Annotated in this window: 12 protein-coding genes; 9 read left to right on the top strand and 3 right to left on the bottom strand. The window is 68.6% G+C overall.

What is annotated here, in order from left to right; genetic code table 11:
• Together B447_RS06925 and B447_RS06920 are read left to right on the top strand one after the other, a co-directional pair.
• Positions 1-681: 3'-5' exonuclease (locus B447_RS06925; protein WP_232431563.1), on the top strand; the 681-nt coding region annotated here is incomplete at its 5' end.
• 136 nt (positions 682-817) lie between these two features.
• Positions 818-2,815, top strand: coding sequence for an acyl CoA:acetate/3-ketoacid CoA transferase (locus B447_RS06920; RefSeq protein WP_002931212.1), 1,998 nt, complete (start codon positions 818-820; stop codon positions 2,813-2,815).
• A gap of 17 nt (positions 2,816-2,832) precedes the next feature.
• On the opposite strand, the gene B447_RS06915 is transcribed toward B447_RS06920, so the two are convergent.
• Positions 2,833-5,715 (bottom strand): AMP-binding protein, encoded by a 2,883-nt coding sequence (locus tag B447_RS06915; protein ID WP_002938065.1) that lies wholly within the window; start codon positions 5,713-5,715, stop codon positions 2,833-2,835.
• A gap of 291 nt (positions 5,716-6,006) precedes the next feature.
• On the opposite strand from B447_RS06915, the gene B447_RS06910 reads away from it, so the two are divergent.
• From B447_RS06910 to B447_RS06900, 3 genes are read left to right on the top strand one after another with little or no spacing between them, the layout of a single operon-like run.
• On the top strand, positions 6,007-6,885 hold the full coding sequence (locus tag B447_RS06910; protein WP_002938064.1) for an alpha/beta fold hydrolase: 879 nt from the start codon (positions 6,007-6,009) through the stop codon (positions 6,883-6,885).
• Complete coding sequence (locus B447_RS06905) at positions 6,882-7,754, top strand: methyltransferase domain-containing protein (RefSeq protein ID WP_051018768.1); 873 nt, start codon at positions 6,882-6,884, stop codon at positions 7,752-7,754. The genes B447_RS06910 and B447_RS06905 overlap by 4 nt, the downstream gene beginning before the upstream one ends.
• A complete protein-coding gene (locus tag B447_RS06900) occupies positions 7,747-8,991 on the top strand; it encodes an Eco57I restriction-modification methylase domain-containing protein (protein WP_002938062.1) in 1,245 nt (414 codons plus the stop codon). The genes B447_RS06905 and B447_RS06900 overlap by 8 nt, the downstream gene beginning before the upstream one ends.
• Positions 8,992-9,003: 12 nt before the next feature.
• Here the strand turns inward: B447_RS06900 and B447_RS06895 are convergent, their stop codons facing one another.
• The gene (locus B447_RS06895) at positions 9,004-10,056 is read right to left on the bottom strand and encodes a patatin-like phospholipase family protein (RefSeq protein ID WP_002938053.1); all 1,053 of its coding nucleotides are present in this window, start codon (positions 10,054-10,056) and stop codon (positions 9,004-9,006) included.
• Positions 10,057-10,342: 286 nt separating this feature from the next.
• On the opposite strand from B447_RS06895, the gene B447_RS06890 reads away from it, so the two are divergent.
• From B447_RS06890 to B447_RS06875, 4 genes are all read left to right on the top strand, one after another.
• Positions 10,343-11,914: a PAS domain-containing sensor histidine kinase gene (locus tag B447_RS06890; protein WP_002938052.1), complete on the top strand. Its 1,572-nt coding sequence runs from the start codon at positions 10,343-10,345 to the stop codon at positions 11,912-11,914.
• A complete protein-coding gene (locus B447_RS06885; protein WP_002938049.1) occupies positions 11,911-12,552 on the top strand; it encodes a response regulator in 642 nt (213 codons plus the stop codon). Before B447_RS06890 ends, B447_RS06885 begins: the two co-directional genes overlap by 4 nt.
• A 152-nt stretch (positions 12,553-12,704) precedes the next feature.
• On the top strand, positions 12,705-14,330 hold the full coding sequence (locus tag B447_RS06880; protein ID WP_002938046.1) for a methyl-accepting chemotaxis protein: 1,626 nt from the start codon (positions 12,705-12,707) through the stop codon (positions 14,328-14,330).
• A 10-nt stretch (positions 14,331-14,340) separates the two neighbouring features.
• The gene (locus tag B447_RS06875) at positions 14,341-16,995 is read left to right on the top strand and encodes an EAL domain-containing protein (RefSeq protein WP_002938043.1); all 2,655 of its coding nucleotides are present in this window, start codon (positions 14,341-14,343) and stop codon (positions 16,993-16,995) included.
• Positions 16,996-17,026: 31 nt separating this feature from the next.
• On the opposite strand, the gene B447_RS06870 is transcribed toward B447_RS06875, so the two are convergent.
• Positions 17,027-17,929, bottom strand: a complete 903-nt coding sequence (locus tag B447_RS06870; protein WP_002931199.1) for a DMT family transporter — start codon at positions 17,927-17,929, stop codon at positions 17,027-17,029.
• Positions 17,930-17,978: the final 49 nt, after the last annotated feature.

Below are 17,978 nucleotides of genomic sequence, written 5' to 3'. Positions count from 1 at the left end.
CTTGCGCCGCTCCTACGGGGGCGACCCGAGGGGGGGGGTGTAGGCGCGGCGCAAGCCGCGAGCCTTGCCGCCGGTCCGCAGTGGCCGGTGGATTTCGAGCTCGCCTGCCGCTGGTACGAGGCGCAGATGCCACGCCTGTACGACGACTTCGCGGTGCGCGTGCTCGACATCCAGCAGCTCGCCCGCATCGCCGCCACCAGCCCGAGCCGACAGCGTTTCCTCACCGAGCTCACGCTCGACCCGCCCAGCGCCACCAGCGGCGAAGCCGGCATGCCGCTGCTCGACGAGGACTACCTGATCCTGTCGACCATGCATTCGGCCAAGGGCCAGGAGTGGAACGCGGTGAGCGTGCTCAACGTGGTCGACGGCTGTATCCCGTCCGATGTTGCCACCCGCAACAGCGCCGAGATCGAGGAGGAGCGCCGCCTGCTCTACGTGGCGATGACGCGTGCCCGGGACAGCCTGGACCTGATCGTGCCGCAGCGTTTCTACGTCACCCAGCAGGCGGGCATGGGCGATCGCCATGTGTATGCCGGGCGCAGCCGTTTCATTCCCAACCGCCTGCTCGGGCACTTCGAGCAGCTGAGCTGGCCGCCCCCTCCGCCGCAGTTGCAGGGCTCGCCCGCCTCGCGCCAGGCGGCGGTCGACCTCGCGGCGAAGATGCGCGACATGTGGCGCTGAGCTGCGCGCAGAGGCTGGCCCCGGCCTGGCCTGGGGCGACGATGCTGCGCCGCCGCGTTGCGGTTGCGGCCGCGACACGGCATGCTCGATGTCCGTTTCATGCCCACGCCATCGTGCTTGCCGAGGAGAAGGAAAGATGACCAGCGCCCGCCACCCCATGGCCGCCTCTTTGCGTGCGTCCGATACCGGCAAGGTGGTGTCGGCGCGCGATGCGGTACGCCTGATCCGCAGCGGCGACACCGTGGCCACCGGGGGCTTCGTCGGCATTGGCTTCCCTGAGAGCATCGCGGTTGCGCTCGAGCGCCGCTTCCTCGACAGCGCTGCGGGGGACGCTGTCGCGCCGCGTGACCTGACCCTGGTCTACGCTGCCGGCCAGGGCGATGGCAAGGAGCGCGGACTCAACCACCTCGGTCATGACGGCCTGGTGGCGCGCGTGATCGGCGGCCATTGGGGGCTGGTGCCCAAGCTGCAGGCGCTTGCAGTGGGCAACCGCATCGAGGCCTGGAACCTGCCGCAGGGGGTGATCTCGCATCTGTTCCGGGACATCGCTGCGGGCAAGCCGGGCACGCTCACCCGTGTCGGCCTGGGTACCTTCGTCGATCCGCGCTTCGGTGGCGGCAGGCTCAATGCGCGCACCACGGCCGAGCTCGTGCGGCTGATGGAGATCGACGGCGAGGAATACCTGTTCTACAAGGCCTTCCCGATCCACGTCGGCATCATCCGCGGCACCACCGCCGACCCCGACGGCAACCTGACGATGGAGAAGGAGGCGCTGACCCTGGAAGCGCGTGCGATCGCGATGGCGGCGCGCAATTCGGGCGGCATCGTCATCGCCCAGGTCGAGCGCATCGCCGAGCGCGGGTCGCTCAACCCGCGCCATGTGCAGGTGCCTGGGGTGCTGGTGGACTGCGTGGTGCTCGCCGAGCGGCCCGAGCACCACATGCAGACCTACAGCGAGCAGTACAACCCCGCCTTCTCCGGCGAGATCCGTGTGCCGATGTCGGCGATTGCGGCGATGGGCATGAGCGAGCGCAAGGTCATTGCTCGTCGCGCGGCGATGGAGATGCGGCCTGACGCCGTGGTGAACCTGGGCATCGGCATGCCCGAGGGGGTGGCCAACGTGGCCGCAGAGGAGAAGATCATCGACCTCCTCACCCTCACTGCAGAGCCCGGTGTGATCGGCGGCATTCCGGCCGGCGGGCTGTCCTTCGGCGCTGCCGTGAACACCCAGGCCATCATCGACCAGCCCAGCCAGTTCGATTTCTACGACGGTGGCGGCCTGGACATCGCCTTTCTCGGCCTGGCCCAGGCCGATCGCGAGGGCAACCTCAACGTTTCGCGCTTCGGGCCGCGCCTGGCTGGGGCGGGCGGCTTCATCAACATCTCGCAGAACGCCAAGAAGGTGGTCTTCGTCGGTACCTTCACCGCCGGCGAGTTAAAGGCGGTGGTCGACAAGGGGCGCTTGCGCATCCAGCAGGAGGGCGCCGCGCGCAAGTTCGTCGATGCGGTCGAGCATCGCACCTTCAGTGGGGTGCAGGCGGTGCGTTGGCAGCAGGAGGTGCTCTATGTCACCGAGCGCTGTGTGTTCCGCCTGTGCGCGGAGGGGCTTGAGTTGATCGAGATCGCACCCGGTGTCGATCTCGAGACCGACATCCTCGCCCAGATGGATTTCGTTCCGGTGATGCATCAGGCGCCGCGGCTGATGGATGCGCGCATCTTCCGTGACGAGCCGATGGGGCTGCGCCGCGACCTGCTCGAGCTCCCGCTCGAGCAGCGCCTGTCCTACGATGCCCAGGAGGGGCTGTTCTTCGTCAACTTCGAGGGCCTCGCGGTGCGCACGGAGGCCGATATCGCACGCATCGAGCAGGCGGTCGATGCTGCGCTCGCCAGCGTGGGCCATCGCGTCGATGCGATCGTCAACTACGACCGCTTTTCGATCGTGCCCGAGCTGGTCGACGACTACATCGAGATGGTCAAGCGCCTGGTCAAGCGCCACTACCGCGCGGTGACGCGCTACACGGCGAACAGCTTCATGCGCATGAAGCTTGGCCAGGCACTGGAGAAGCACGAGGTCGTACCGCACATATACGGCAGCGCCGAGGAGGCCCAGGGGCGCGTGCGCCCGCTGGCCTGACGGTCGGGTGTAGCGGTTCAGTCTTGCAGTGCGTCGTGCTCGCCGCAGTGCGCAAGAATGCGCGCGCGCACCGCATCGCGCAGCGCGAGCAGGTCGTGCCAGTCCTCGCCTGCCGGTTGCAGTGGCGCGCAGATGCGCACGCCCAGCCGCCCGCGCTGCGGCTGCCAACCGCCGCTGCGCAGTACGGCGCGTGTGCCCGCGAGTGCGACCGGCACCACTGGCAGGCCCTGGCGTGCAGCGACCTGGAAGGCGCCGAGGCGGAAGGCGCGCAACCCCTCCTCGGGCCCGAAGGTGCCTTCGGCAAAGAACAGCAGCGGCACGCCGGCTTCGGCATGTGTGGCGAGCGTGCGTGCATCTTCCAGGCTCTGCCGGGTGTCGAAGCGGTCGACGAATACGGTGCCCATGCGCTCGAGCAGGGTGCGCAGCAGCGGCTGGGCGCGCAACTCGGTCTTGGCGATGAAGCGCACCGGATGCGGCAGCGTGGCGGCGAGTACGAAGCCGTCGATGTAGCTGGCGTGGTTGGCGACCAGGATGCAGTTGCCCGCGGGCAGCTTGTCCAGGCCTTCGATCCGCAGCGGGCAGGCGCATAGCCAGCGGTAGAGGCGGGCGAGGCGGTGGGCGAGCGCCCAGCGCTGACCGAGCCCGGGCAGGCCGATGATGCCGATGGCGGCGAGGGTGGCCAGCGGCGCGAACCAGGCCCAGGCCCAGACGGCGTAGAGAACGCCTGGCAGCGCGCGTGCCCGCTTGCCGATGCGGCCGGCCAGGCTGGCGGCGTGCAGGCGCAGCACCTGCAGCCACGCCGCACGCACCGGCTCACCCAGGCGCCCGGCCAGCCAGGCCTCGCGCACCGCGGCGCGGCGGATCTTGCCACTGGAGGTCTTGAGGACCGCATGCGGGGGCGCGAGCACGATGGCGTCGGGGGCGAGGTCGAGTTGGGTCATCGCCGCGGCGACGATGCCGGCCTCGAGCGCCTGGCGTTCGGCTTGGTCCTCGAGCCGGGTTTCGGCTACCACCACCAGGCGCTCTTCGCCGCTGGTCGGGTCCGATACGCCGAACACGGCCACGCAGCCCTTGCGTACGCCCGGCAGGTCGCCGATTGCCTGCTCGAGGTCGTAGGGGTAGAGGTTGCGGCCGGCGCGGATGATGAGCTCCTTCGCCCGGCCAGTGATGTAGAGCTCGCCGTCGGCGAGGTAGGCATGGTCGCCAGTCACCAGCCAGCCGTCGTGGAACAGGGCGGCGCTCGCCGCCGGGTTGCGGTAATAGCCGGCGGTGGCTGAGGGGCCGCGGAACTCCAGTTCGCCGACATGGCGTTCGGGCAGCGGGCGGCCATCTGCGTCCACGATGCGCAGTTCGTGGCCGGGCAGCGGAGGGCCGCAGGACACCAGGCGCAACACCTCGCCATCGTCATCGTTTGTACCTGTTCCTGCCGCGCCGTCAGCTGCAAGCGCATGCCCCTCGCGGGTCAGCGGCGTGCGCTCGACGCGGTCGATACGTACGCCGCGGCCGGGGGGCGGTACGCACAGGCCGACCGAGCACTCGGCCAGGCCATACACCGGTGTCAGGCTGCCGGCGCTCAGACCATAGGGGGCAAAGGCGTGGGCGAAGCGTTCGAGCGTGTCGGGGTTGACCGGCTCGGCGCCGTTGGCCGCCAGCCGCCAGCTCGACAGGTCGAGGCCCGCCAGGTCGGTGCCGGCGAGGCGCTTGACGCACAGTTCATAGGCGAAGTTGGGTGCGGCGGTGACCGTCCCGCGGTAGTGGTGGATCGCCCACAGCCAGCGCTCGGGGCGGGCGAGGAAGTCGAGTGGCGACATCAGCACCAGCGTGCAGCCATGGTAGAGACTGCCGAGCCAGGTGCCGATCAGGCCCATGTCGTGGTACAGCGGCAGCCAGCTCACGCACACGTCGCGCGCCTCGACCTTGGCGGCCAGCCCCCAGGCGCGGATGTTGGCGAGCAGGTTGGCGTGGCTGAGCGCCACGCCCTTGGGGTCGCCGGTGGAACCCGAGGTGTACTGGATGAGCGCGAGTTCGCGTGCGCGCGCCGGATGGCGCGGCGCCGAGGCCATGGCGGGCGCGCTGGCGGCAGGGGACGCCGCCAGCGCTGCGGGCGTGGTGACATGCACAAGCTCGGGCGCCAGCCCGGCGAGGGCGCTGGCCAGGGGGCGCACACGGTCGAAGGTGATCAGCACAGGGGCCGCGCAGTTGCGCAGGATGCCGGCCTGGCGGCGCAGGTGCTCCTCGATCTGCGCCGGTCGTGCGGGCGGGTACATCGGCACCGGCACCGCGCCGGCGAACAGGATGCCGAAGAAGCTGCGGAAGAAGTCCAGCCCCGTCGGCAGCATCAGCGCGACACAGTCGCCCGGTTGCACGCCCAGGCCGCGCAGCGCGGCGGCGACCTTGCGCGCGCCGTTGGCGAGTTCGGCATGGCTCAGGGTCTCGACCTCGTCGTCGCCGGCCAGGAAGCGTACGTGGCAGCGCTCCGGGTGGCGGGCGAGATGCCAGTCGAGCACCTCGAGCAGGGTGGCCGCGCCTGAGGGCATTCCGGCCGAAGGTTCGCTGACTGGATCCGTGACGGTTGAGGTGGAGGCTGGCGCGTCCCCGGCTGCGCGCCGGGTGGCCTGGGACAGCGGCGAGCCTGCGGGCGCATCGGCGAGGGCGGCAAGCAGGTCGCGCGGCGTTTCGGCGCTGTCGAGCACCGTGGTTGGCAGGCGTACGCCGTAGTGGCGCTCGATGCGGGCCAGCAGCTCGACCCGGCTGAGACTGTCGAGCCCGAGGTCGCGGTCGAGCGCGCAGTCGAGCGTCGCCCTGCGCATTGCGCCGGGATGCAGCTCGCGGACCAGTGCGTCGACCAAGGCCAGCAGCTGCGCGGCATCGTGCGGGTCGGCCAGGTGAGGCGTGGGCATCGCGGGACTCCTCGTGCTTGCCAGGCAGATGACCAAGGTAACGCCGGGACACCGACTCGGCAAGCCATGAAGCTCCAACAGGAGGGCGCGCTGCGTTTGCTCCCGCCGTGGGAGCGGCGCGAGCCGCGAGGGGTTGAAGGCGATGTGGTGCGGGGGGCGACAAAAGGCTCGCGGCTGGCGCCCCTTCTACAGGGGAGCGCGCCGAGTTTGTTCCCGCCGTGGTAGCGGCGCGAGCCTTTACAATGCACGCCCGTTCGTTTTCCGTCCGTGCGCAGCGTTTGCGCCCAAACCATGACTGCAGCCCCCATCGAGACCCCTGTCGTGTCCGCGCCGGCCCGCGCCGCTGCGTCCGCATGTGCGGGTGTTGCTGCGGAAATCGCCCTGGTGCATGGCTGGGCGATGTCGCCACGGGTGTACGCTGCGCTCGAAGCCAGTCTGCATGGGCAGGTGGTGCGCACCCTGGCACTGCCGGGACATGAAGGGGCGCCTCCGGTCCGAGCCGCCAGGCTGGAGGATTGGGCGGATGCCCTCGCCGCAGGCCTTGCCGACGCTTCGGTGCTGGTGGGCTGGTCGCTCGGGGCGATGCTCGCGCTCGACATCGCCTGCCGCCATCCGCACAAGGTGTCGCGCCTCGTCCTGCTTGCCGGCACGGCGTGCTTCGTGGCAGACGACACGGGTTGGCCCGGGCTGCAGGCCGAAGTGGTCGACGCCTTTCAGCGCGACTACGCCTCGGCCTCTGCGGCAACACTGGCGCGCTTCCTGGCCTTGCAATGCATGGGCGAGCCACGACGCCGGGTGGTACAGCAGGCGCTGGCGCAGTGCCTCAGTCCGGGCGCGCAGGAGGGCCTCTGCGCTGGCCAGGCGGCCGACGGCGTGCTGCGCCCTGGCGCTGGCAGATCCGCCGCGCCGAGCCCATTCGAAGACGGCCTGGCGATCCTGGCCGCGGCCGACCTGCGTCCGCTGCTGGGCGGGATCCGTCAGCCGGTGCTGCTGCTGCACGGCGACCAGGACGCGCTGATGCCCGTGGCCGCGGCCTACAGGCTGGCGCAAGCCCTACCGCAGGCGCGCCTGCAGGTGCTGGAGGGCAGCGGCCATGCGCTGCCGGTGTCGCGTGCGGCGGACTGCGCAGGCCACATCCTGGCCTTCGTCGGCGCAAGGGGGGACGCATGACGGCGACGATGAAGGGCGTCGATCACGCCCATGCGCATCGACGGCGCGACATCCGCGCAGCCTTCGAGCGCGCCGCGCACAGCTATGACCAGGCCGCGATGATCCAGCGCGAGATCTGCGCCCGGCTTGCCGCCTTTGGCGAGGGGCTCGTGCCGGGCGGGGGCGACGCGGACGGCTGGGTGCTCGATGCCGGCTGCGGTACCGGCTTCGGCGTGGAGAGCCTGCGGCGGCTGCGCCCGGGCGGGCGCATCGTCGGGCTCGACCTGGCCCCGGCCATGCTGGGGCGGGCGCACATGCGCGCAGGACGCGATGGCGGCTTCGAGCCGGTGTGCGCAGACCTCGAGCACTTGCCGCTTGCCGCTGCCAGCATCGACCTCCTTTGGTCCAGCCTGGCGGTGCAATGGTGCCGCCCAGGGCGCGTGTTCGAGGAACTGGGCCGGGTGCTGGCACCCGGTGGTATCGGCCTGGTTGCAACCCTGGGCCCCGACACGCTGTGGGAGTTGCGCGACGCCTTCGCCAGCGTCGACGATGCGCGCCATACCATCGATTTCCATACCGATGCGCAATGGGTGGAGGCGGCCCGCGCGGCGGGGCTCGAGGTCGAACGGCGCGAGCGTTGCGCCCTGCATGCGCGTGCCGCCGACCTGCGCGGCCTGCTGCGCGACATCAAGGCCATCGGTGCGGCGACCATCGACGGCGGCCGCCGCCGCACGCCGCTGGGGCGCCAGGCCTGGTTGGCGGTGAGCGCACGCTACGAGCGTCATCGACTCGCCGACGGCCTGCTGCCGGCCACCTACGACACCATACTGCTTGCCGTACGCAAGCCGGGCCTTCTGCCCGCCGAGCCTGGAGCGGCCCGAGATGAATGACCAGCTTGTGCTCGGCCTGCGCGACGTGGCTGCGCTTGGCCAGGTGTTCACCCCCGACGCCGTGGTGCGCGCCATGCTGGCGTTGCGCCGTCGGCGCGGCCGGGTGCTGGAGCCCTCCTGCGGCGATGGCGCCTTCCTGCGTCATCTGCCGGATGCGATCGGCCTGGAGATCGACCCCGACCACTGTCCGCCGGGCGCTCAGGCGATCGACTTCTTCGCCTATCCCGAGCGCGAGCGCTTCGATACCATCATCGGCAACCCGCCTTACGTGCGTTGCCAGGACATTCCGGCCGCCACCCAGGCGCTGATCGCACGCGGCCGCCATGGCCAGTGCCTGGATCGGCGCGCCAACCTCTATCTGTTCTTCATCGACAAGTGTCTGCGCCACCTCGAGCCGGGCGGCGAGCTGATCTTCATCACGCCGCGGGACTTCCTCAAGGCGACTTCGGCGGTCAAGCTCAACCGCCTGCTGTTCGAGGCCGGCAGCATCACCGACGCGATCGAGCTGGGTGACGCGCGCGTGTTCGCCGACGCGGTGCCGAACTGCCTGATCTGGCGTTTCGAGAAGGGCTGCACCAACCGGCAAACGCGTTATTGCGAGATCGGCGTCGGCGACGACGTCGACGCGGCGCTTGCCGCACCGGCCTGGGAAACGCGCCACTTCATCGAATGCACCGGCCACCTGATGTTCGCGCGTGGCGACTACCCGCTGCGCCTGGCGGACATCGCCTTCGTCAAGGTTGGTGCGGTATCGGGCGCGGACGAGCTGTATGCCGACCCGGCGCATGGCAACCGCGATTTCGTGTGCTCATCCACGGTGAGCACGGGCCTCACCCGGCGCATGATCTGGAGTGAGCCGGGCGAAGCGCCGCCGACCGTGCTCCTGCCGCACAAGGCACGCCTGCTGCAGCGCAAGGTCACCCGCTTCGACGAGACGAACTGGTGGATGTGGGGACGCATGCACCACCGCAGCGCGCAGCCGCGCGTGTATGTGAATGGCAAGACGCGGGTGGCGAAACCCTTCTTCACCCACCCCTGCACCGACTACGACGGCGCAGTGATGGCGATCTTCCCGCGCCGGCCGGATGTGGACATCGAGGCCTTCCGCGACGCGCTCAATGCGGTCGACTGGGCCGATCTCGGCTTCGTCTGCGATGGCCGTTTCCTGTTCACCCAGCGCAGCCTGGAGAACGCGCCGCTGCCGGGCAGCTTTGCGGCCTTTCTGCCAGTGGGCTGAGTGCGCGCGCCATCACAGGAACAGCGCGTCGACTGCAGCGGTTTCGCGCCGGCCGATGTCCGCGCCGTGTGCCTGCAGCCAGGCCTCGGCGCGGGCGCGGCCAAGGTCGCGCAGTTGCATGAGGAAGCCACTGGCCGCGTTGAGCTTGCTGGCCTTGCCGGCGTCACCCAGCTCGACCGCATCGATGAGGTGGAAGCGCTCGTCCATGAGCTTGCGCTCGAAGCGGCCGCGCAGCCACGCGGGCCCGCCGTCGGCGATGAAGCGGCGGGCATGGGCGACCATGCGCATCTCGCGTAGGAAGGTGGTGGAGAAGCCCAGCTCCATGCTGCGCGCAGCGATGTCGTCGGCGCTGCGCGGCGCGGCTTCGCGACGCAGCGGGTTGAGCAGCACGAGTAGGATGTCGGACGAGTGGCATTCGTAGAGCAGCGGATAGATCGCAGGGTTGGCGGTGAAGCCGCCGTCCCAGTATTGCTCGCCGTCGATTTCCACCGCGTGGTGCAGGGTCGGCAGGCAGGCGGAGGCGAGCAGCGCGGCCTCGCTGAGCTCGCTGGTGTGGAACAGCCTGACCTTGCCGGTGCGCACCGCGGTGGCAGCGATGAACAGCTTGAGCGGGCAGTCGCGGCGCAGGCGTTCGAAGTCGAACTGGGCGCGCACCACGTCGCGCAGGGGATTGAGCTCGAAGGGGTTGAGCTGGTAGGGCGAGAACATGCGCGTGAAGCCGAGCATCAGGCTCATCGGCGCGGGCAGGCTGCCGTCGCTCGCCGGATTGAGGCTGTGCAGCAGTTCGAGGTGGAAGGGCACGCTGTCGCCGACCGCTGACCAGAAAGCCGCCAGGCTGGCGCGTGCGCCCTGTGCACCGCCTTCGGTCCAGCCCTGGGCGAGGGCGACCGCATTCATCGCGCCCGCGCTGGTACCACTCACGCCCTCGATGCCGATGCCGTGCTCGAGCAGGCGGTCAAGCACGCCCCAGGTGTAGGCGCCATGGGCGCCACCGCCCTGCAGCGCGAGGTTGAGCGTTGGGGTAGGTGCGTCGTGGCGCTTACCTGACCACGGCAGCTGGAACATGGCTGGGTCCTCCTCGTCTGGTGGGATGGGTGCAGTCCGCCAAGGTGCGCCATCCGGAAGGGATGTTGCAATGCACAAATGAGATTAACACGCAGCCATGAGCGCAAGTGTGTCGACGCCCGAGGGGTGCCAGGTCATCTCGTCTTCCGCCGACGTTCGAATGCGCCGCGCCCGGAAACCCTGGTGCTGATATGGAAATGGGTATACTCCCTGGGCTGTCGCCTGCCCTTGGTGCTTAAGCAGCGGTGGGCAGGTGGCCTGCCCGACATCCGAGAATGAAAGATACATGATGATGCTGGCTGTCGATGCGGATGAAGGCCGCAAGCCTGCGCTCCGGGAGGGGCGTGAAGGTGGGGGCGGCGACCCTGGCCTCGATGTGAGCCTGGCGACGCTCTTCGAGTGTCTGCCGGCCATGATCAGCTATTGGGATGCGGAGCAGCGCAATGTGTATGCGAACCGCGCCTACCTGGCCTGGCTTGGGCTCGGAGCGGCCGACCTGCGCGGCCGTCGGATCGTGGATCTCGCCCCCGCGGCGCTGTACGCGAGGATCCTGCCCTTGGTCGAACGCGCCTATCGGGGTGAGGCGCAGTCCGACGAGCAGGTCATCGAGTCGCCCGGCGGTGGTCGGCGCTACTGGGTGGTCAACTATGTTCCGGACCTGCGCAAGGGTGTCGTCGCGGGCATCGTCGTGATCCTGTGCGAGGTCTCGGCCCTCAAGGAGACCGAGCAGGCGCTGCGCGAGAGCGAGCGGCGTCTGAGGAGCATCCTGGGTGGGCAGACCGAGGCGATCTCGCGCCTGGGGGCAGACGGCCGCTTCCTGTTCGTCAACGATGCGTACTGCGCGCTGTCGGGGCGCGCACGCGAGGAGCTGCTCGGCCAGCGCTGGCAGCCGGTGGCACATCCCGACGACGTTGCGCGGGTCGAAGCCTCCTTGCGCACCTTGTCGCCGAGCAATGATGTGGTGATCGAGGAGAACCGCGTCGTCTGCGGTAACGGCGAGTTGCGCTGGGTGCAGTTCATAAACCGTGGTTTCTTCGACGAACTGGGGGTCTTGCGCGAGATCCAGTGCGTCGGCCGCGACATCACGGCGCAGAAAGTGGCCGAGCTGGCGCTGCAGGAGGCCAATGCCAATCTCGAACGCAGGGTGGCCGAGCGTACCCGGCAGTTGCAGGAGCTTGCGGTGCAGATCACCCTGGCCGAGGAGAGCGAGCGCAAGGCGATCGCGCGCGACCTGCACGATGATCTCGGCCAGTTGCTGCATATCGCCCAGATGCGGCTGGACCAGGTGCAGCGCTCGGTCGGCGATGACGCGCTCGTTGCTGCCCTGGTGCAGGTAGGGGGGCTGATCCGTGATGCGAGCCGGCGGGTGCGCTCGATGACGGCACAGCTCAGTCCGCCGGTGCTGCGTACGCTGGGCCTGGTGTCGGCTCTGCACTGGCTGGCCGACGAGATGGGGCGCGAGTTCGGGCTCGATGTCGAGGTGGACGTCGAGCCTGTGGGCACGGATACGGACGGGGGCAAGGCGATCGCCCTGGGCGAGGCGCAGAGCCTGATCCTGTTCCGCGCGGTGCGCGAGCTGCTGCTCAACGTGCTCAAGCATGCGGGTACTTTCTGGGCGCAGGTCAGGGTCGAGCATACGGCGCATTTCTTGCGCATCACGGTGCGTGACGAAGGGCGGGGGATCGAGAACCTTGCCGCCGCGCTCGACCAGCGCGAGCGCTTCGGGCTGGCCAGCCTGCAGGAGCGCATCGGTTATCTCCATGGAACGGTCGTCATCGACTCGGCACCCGGGCGAGGGACCTCAGTGCGGCTGCAGGTGCCGCTTGGCAGCAGTCGTGGCTCGGGGAGGCGACGATGAGCATCAGGGTCATGCTCGGCGACGACCATCGGATCTTCATCGAGGCCCTCGCCGGCATCCTGTCGGACGAGCCCGACATCGTGGTGGTGTCCTGCGTCGGCAGTGCGGCCGAGATCTTCGCCGAGATCGGGCGCGTGCGCCCGGATGTACTCATCCTCGATGTCGGCCTGCCTGACGAGAATGGCATCGAGGTCATGCAGCGCTTGCGACGCGAGCATGCAGGCGCGCGCGTGCTGGCACTCTCGGGCTATGCCGATCGAACCTTCGTCGAGGAGATGCTCAAGGCCGGCGCCTCTGGCTATGTGGTCAAGACGGCCAGCACCCAGGAGCTGATCAACGGCGTGCGCGCGGTCGCCGAAGGCAAGCACTTCCTGTGCGCGGAGGCAACCGCGCGCATGCTGAACCGTTTTCTGCCGCGTGCGGACAGCTGCCCGCCGGTCAGCCTGTTGAGCCAGCGCGAGCGCGAGGTGCTGGTGCTGCTGGCCAATGGCAAGCGTGCGGCGGAGATGGCAGCCGAGATGGGGATCACCGTGTCGACGGTGGAGGTCCATCGGCGCCACCTGAAGGACAAGCTCGGCCTGCGCACGTCGGCCGACCTCACGCGCTATGCAATCCGTGAGGGCCTGGTTGCGCCCTGAGGGCGATGTACGCATTTCTTGGTAGCGGGGTCATCGTTGCTGTGAATGGAACGGAATGCGCAATTCCGTAACATCGGTTGCTACGCGCGTCATGCCATTTCGAATGCACGCCGCAGCCGCCGCAAGGGACCCAGCCCATGAGCTTTGCCACGATGACCCTGAGAACACGCCTCGTCCTGGCCTTGCTGGCCGTGGTGGCGGGCTTTGTTTCCATCGGCCTGGTCGCCCTCTTCGACCTCCGTACCAGCATGGAAGAAGACCGCCGCGAACGTGTCCGCGCGGTGACGGACAGTGCGATGGCAACCCTGAGCTATTTTCACTCGCTCCAGGCGGCAGGCGCCCTCGGCGAGGACGATGCCAAGCGCCAGGCGCTGGCCTCGCTGCGTGCCTTGCGTTTCGACGGCGACAACTACGTTTTCGTGGTCGATACCCGGTACGAGTTCAAGCTCAACCCGGCCAGGCCCGACATCGAGGGGACATCAGGGCGCGAACTGCGCGACCCGGGAGGCCGCGCCTTCGTGGTGGAGATGGTGGATGTGGCCTCGGGCAGTGCGCAAGGCGGCTTCGTCGACTACGTGTGGAACAAGCCGGGCGCTACCGCCCCGGTTGGCAAGGTGTCCTATGCGCGTCTGTTTGCGCCGTGGCAATGGGTCATCGGCGCAGGTGTGTACCAGGACGACGTCGCACAGGCGTTCCAGGACCAGGCGGTGAAGATCGGGCTGATTGGATTGCCCATCGTGCTTGCCATCGTTGCCATTTTCGGCCTCATCAGCCGCAGCATCTTTGGCCAGCTGGGCGGTGAGCCCGCGGCGGCGGTGTCCGTCGTGCAGCAGATCGCGCGTGGCGACCTGAGCGCGGCGGTTGCTCGGCCCGGCATGCGGGCCGGCAGCATGCTGCATGCCGTCGATGAGATGCGCGACAAGCTCGTGGGCATGCTCAGGGACATGACGCGCATGGCCCAAGCGCTCGATGGCCGTGCGCAACAGATTGCCAGCGCGGCTGGCCAGGTCGCAGCGGCGAGCGGGGATCAGGCGCAGGCCACGAGCACGACTGCGGCCGCACTGCAGCAGGTGACGGCGAGCATTGGCGCCGTGTCCGGGATTGCGGCGACGACCGAGCGGCACGCGGTTGGAACGGCCGAGCGTGCGGGTGAAGGGACTGCGGCGGTGATGCATGCGTCGGCCGAGGTGGAAAAGGTCGAGCGCCTGATTGCCTCGTCGGCCCAGAAGGTCGAGGGCCTCAAGGTACGCTCCGGCGAGATCGGCAGTGTCGCCGTCGTGATCAAGGAGATTGCCGAGCAGACCAACCTGCTCGCGCTCAATGCGGCGATCGAGGCCGCCCGCGCAGGCGAGCAGGGGCGTGGCTTTGCAGTGGTGGCCGATGAGGTGCGAAAGCTTGCGGAGCGGACCGCCGAGGCGACCACCCGCATCAGCCGGACGGTCGAAGCGGTGCAGCAGGAAACCGAGACCGTGGTCGTCACGATGCACGAGACGGTGCCGCAGGTGCAGGCGAGCCTCGTCAAGGTACGGGAAGTTGCCGGCATCCTGCAGACCATCCGCGGGCAGGCCGAGGACTCCCTCGCCAAGGCGCGCGACGTGGCGCTTGCGACGCGGGAGCAGGGGACGGCCGCCAACGAGATCGCGGCCAATGTCGAGCGTATCGCGGGCATGGCCGAGGAGGTGAGCCTCACCATGAGTGGCAATGCCGACGCGGCCCGAGAGATGCAGGACATGGCCGTTGAGCTGATGCGGTCGGTGCGCCGTTTCAGCCTGCCCTGAGTACGAGCGCATGCAGCCGGGGCTCGGTGGGTCGGTGATGAAGCTGCTGCTGGTGGCGCCGCAGGGGGGCGTGCGGGCGCAGCTCGTGGACATGCTGGATGAATTCTGCGGTGAGCTGTACGTCGTTGATCATGACGATGAAGCCTTGGCTGGCCTGCTGCCGGCGACGGCGGTGGGGCGGGCCAGACAGGGTGCGGTGTCCGCGCGCCACGGCGCATTCAGCCTCGAGCGCTGCGATCTGGTGCTGCTGTGCCTGGATGAATCAGGACTCGAGGGCGGACGCGCGCTGATCGAAGGTTTCCACGCGGCCGGCGGCGGCAATGCACCAGCCATCCTTGCCGTCGTCGGCGGGGATGATCTGGCCGATCGCGCTGCCTTGTTCCGCTGCGGGGTGGATGACTACGTCGCCGCGCCGCTGGTCCGGGAAGAACTGCTCGCGCGCATCTTCAACCTGGTCGGCAGGCATCGTTCGCTCGACGACGCGCGGCGTGCCAGGCGCCAGGATTTCGATCGCGTCCTGCTGCAACTGGCACGCAGCGTCCTCCCGGGTAGTGGCCGCCTGCAGCAGGCGCTGGAAGAGATTGCCGGCCAGTCGGCGCGGGTGCTCGACGCGAAGGCTTCGATCTGGCTGCTCGATGCGGCGGGCCAGCTGCGTTGCGTGGCGCACGGCGGCACGGACGGCGAGAAGGCTTGCGAGTGTGCTTGCCCTGTGCTCGCCGACGTCGATTTCCCGGCGTACTTCGCGGCCTTGAGAGGCAGTCGCGTGTTGAGCGTGAACGATGCGGCCGTGCACCCGGCGACGCGGGAGCTGTCGCGGGCGCATCTTGCCGCTCGCGACATCGTATCCCTGCTCGATACGCCGATCCGCCAGGGTGACCGTCTGCTGGGTGTGGTATGCCATGAGCAACTTCACTTGCCGCGGGTGTGGACGGTTGATGAGGAGGCGTTTGCGGCGGGTGTGGGCGAGCAGGTGGCGCGTGTGCTTGCGGCGCATGAGCACTGGTGCGCGAACCAGGAGTTGCATCTTGCCAAGCGCGTGATGCAGCTCGCCCCGGTGTCGATCATGATCACCGACGCACAGCGAACGATCGTGTTCGTGAACGAAGCATTCGAGCAGATGAGCGGCTATCTTGCCCACGAGGTGATGGGGCAGTCGCCGCGGATCCTGTCTTCGGGGATGCATGGTCCCGACTTCTACGAGGCGATGTGGCAGAGCATCGACCGCACCGGCTTCTGGCAAGGCGAGATCTGGGACCGGCGCAAGAGCGGGGAGCGCTACCCGAAGAGCCTGATGATCAAGCGCCTCGCGAATGGTCATGGCGAGACCTCCCATTACGTAGGCCTTGCCTTGGACGTTTCGGTGGAGCGTGCCCAGCAGAGCCAGATCGAGTTCCTCGCCTACCACGACAGCCTCACCGGCCTCGCCAACCGCAGCTTGTTTGCCGACCGCCTGCGCCAGGCGGTGGCACGCGCCGAGCGCAACGGATCGCGGGTGGCAGTGCTCTACCTGGACGTCGATCGCTTCAAGGTCATCAACGACTCCTTCGGCCATGAAGCGGGCGACCGCATGCTCAAGGAGGTCGCGCAGCGTATCCACGCGTCGATCAGGGATGGCGACACGCTGTGCCGGCAGGGTGGCGATGAGTTTCTCGTCATCGTCGATGACGTGGTCGATGTCGACAGCCTGTCGTGCGTTGCACGCCGCATCCTAGATACGGTGAGCCTGAGCTTCGAGCACGAGGGGCGGGACTTTTCTCCGACGCTGTCGATGGGGATCTCGATCTTTCCGGACGATGCCCGTGACGAGTCCGAACTGGTCAAGAATGCCGACATGGCCATGTACCAGGCCAAGGACAGCGGACGCAACCGTTACCAGTTCTTCACCGCCGAACTCAATCGCATCACGCGCCGCAAGGCCGAGATCGAGAGCAGCCTGCGCAGCGCGCTGGCAGTGAAGCAGGGCCTGTTCATGGTCTACCAGCCCAAGATCGCACTGGAGTCGGGCGCCTTGATCGGCTACGAGGCGCTGGTGCGCTGGTCGCCCTCGGCGGGGACGTTGGTGCCACCAGCGCTGTTCATCGAGATCGCCGAAGAGTCGCACCAGATCGTGGCGCTGGGCGATTGGATCATCGACATGGTGCTCGACCAGGTTGCGCACTGGCAGCGCGGGGGCTGCACGGTGCCGCCGGTCGCCATCAACGTGTCGCCCGTTCAGCTCAGGTATCCGGGCCTGGTGGAGCGCCTGGCCCATGCGTGTGATCGGGCCGGCGTCGACAGGCGGCTGATCGAGATCGAGATCACCGAGAGCGTTTTCGTCGGCGACATCGACGCCGCGCGCGGGCTGCTGCAGCAGGTCAAGGCTGCAGGGTTCAAGCTGACGCTGGACGATTTCGGCACCGGCTATTCCAGCTTCAGCTATATCGCGATGCTGCCCTTCGATGCGATCAAGGTCGATCGCTCCTTCGTCTCCAGGTTGGGCGAGAACCTCAAGGCCGCGTCGGTTCTCAAGGCGGTGATTGCACTTGCCAAGGAGCTTGGCCTCGAGCTGGTTGCCGAGGGCGTCGAGACCGAGGCTCAGGCAGCGTGGTTGCGCACTGCCGGGGCGGAGGTCGCGCAGGGGTACCACTTCGGCATCCCGGCCAAGGCAGCGGACCTGATCCTCTAGCCCCGCCGCCTGCGCCCGTGCGGCGCGAGACTCAGCCCTTTTCGCCCTTGGCCGCCAGATAGATCCCCACCAGCAGCAGGCTGAAGCCGACGAATTGCAGTGGCGCGAAGCCCTCGCCGAAGATGATGAAGGCCATCAGTGCGCTGCCGACCGGTTCGCCGAGCGTGACCACGGCGACGAAAGTGGCGGACACGTAGCGCAGCGACCAGTTGTAGGCGGTGTGGCCGAGCAGTTGCGGGCCGAGCGCCATCGCCAGCAGCACCAGCCAGGCGGTACCCGAGAGCGCGAACAGCTCGACCCCGCCTGCGCCGCTGGCCGCGAACAGGAACAGCGCTGCGGCGCCGTAGGCGAGCCAGATGTAGGCCGGCAGCCCGAGCCCGGCGCGCAGTCGGCGGCCGATCAGCAGGTAGGCGGAGAAGCACCAGCTGCCGACCAGCGCCAGCAGGTTGCCGAACATGGGGTCGCTGCCGGCCCCCGCGTTCTGGCTGTCGCTCCAGAAGATGAACAGGCTGCCGGCAAAGGACAGCGCGATGCCGCCGATCATCATGCGCGTAGGCGTCTCGCGGAAGATCAGGAAAGAGGCCAGGCCGATCCACAGCGGGTTGGTGGTGACGAGCGCGGTGCTGGATGCGACCGAGGTGTATTCCAGCGAGCTGATCCAGGTGGCGAAATGCAGGGCGAGGAAAAAGCCCGCCGCCAGCGCCATGCCGATCTGCCGGCGGGTGAGCCGCGCCAGTTCGCGGCGCGACTGCATGAGCGCGACCGGCGTGATGATCAATGCGGCGAGCCCGAGCCGCCAGGTCGCCACGGTGAGCGAGCTCACCCCTTCGGCCTGCGCCAGGCGGGCGAAGATGGCGCCGAAGGAGATCGCGGTGAGGCCAATGCCGAGGACGACGAAGGGGAGCCAGCGAGCGGGTTGGGTTGTTTGGGACATCGAGCTTGGGGCGTCGTTGGGGGTATTGCGCCTGAGGGGCGGAGTGCCC

This window comes from Thauera sp. 27 (genome assembly GCF_000310125.2).
Taxonomy (GTDB): Bacteria; Pseudomonadota; Gammaproteobacteria; order Burkholderiales; family Rhodocyclaceae; genus Thauera; species Thauera mechernichensis.
This window is presented reverse-complemented; position numbering and strand designations above follow the sequence as displayed.